This window comes from Gilvimarinus gilvus, from assembly GCF_030518155.1.
Classification (GTDB): domain Bacteria; phylum Pseudomonadota; class Gammaproteobacteria; order Pseudomonadales; family Cellvibrionaceae; genus Gilvimarinus; species Gilvimarinus gilvus.
This window is the reverse complement of record NZ_JAULRU010000824.1, coordinates 1-454: the sequence shown is the minus strand read 5'-3', so window position 1 is coordinate 454 and position 454 is coordinate 1. Positions and strand designations below refer to the sequence as shown.

1 protein-coding gene and 1 pseudogene are annotated in these 454 nt (G+C 63.0%); one reads left to right on the top strand and one right to left on the bottom strand.

The features are described from left to right. The coding region (locus tag QWI17_RS23025; protein ID WP_302724889.1) for a hypothetical protein at positions 1 to 180 on the top strand (180 nt) is incomplete at its 5' end. 40 nt (positions 181 to 220) lie between these two features. Here the strand turns inward: QWI17_RS23025 and QWI17_RS23020 are convergent. Next, positions 221 to 454 (bottom strand): annotated as a pseudogene (locus QWI17_RS23020) (termination factor Rho); the annotation flags it as partial.

Genomic DNA, 454 nt, shown 5'->3' with positions numbered 1-454 from the left:
GTTCAGCCTCGGCGGCTTGGCTTTCCCGCTGCATTGGGCGAGGGTTACGACCTCTACGATACGCAAGACAAGGTGCGTTTGAGCCTGAACTTTGCCACCCGAGCCCAGGCGGAATTCGAGTGTGACTGTCGCAACCGCTGCCCGGATGCCGATGCTGCGGAGATCGCCGGCATGGTCTAGTCACGTACGGTGGGCCCTCACCAAGGAGGGAGGGTAGCGATCAGCCGTGGTTGCGCAGGGCGGCGATCAGTTCGGCCTTGGTCATGCTGGAGCGGCCTTTTATGGCTTTGCTGCGGGCTTCCTTCAGCAGGCTTTCCTTTGTCTGGCTTTCCAGTGAGCTGCTGGATGCGCGCGCGTGCCCGTGGCGGGTGTGTGCTGCCCGCCTGGCCGAATCGGCGCGGGCGGTTTTCTTCTCGCTGGCAGAGGTGCTGTTCCCTGAACCGCCTTGCTTTTC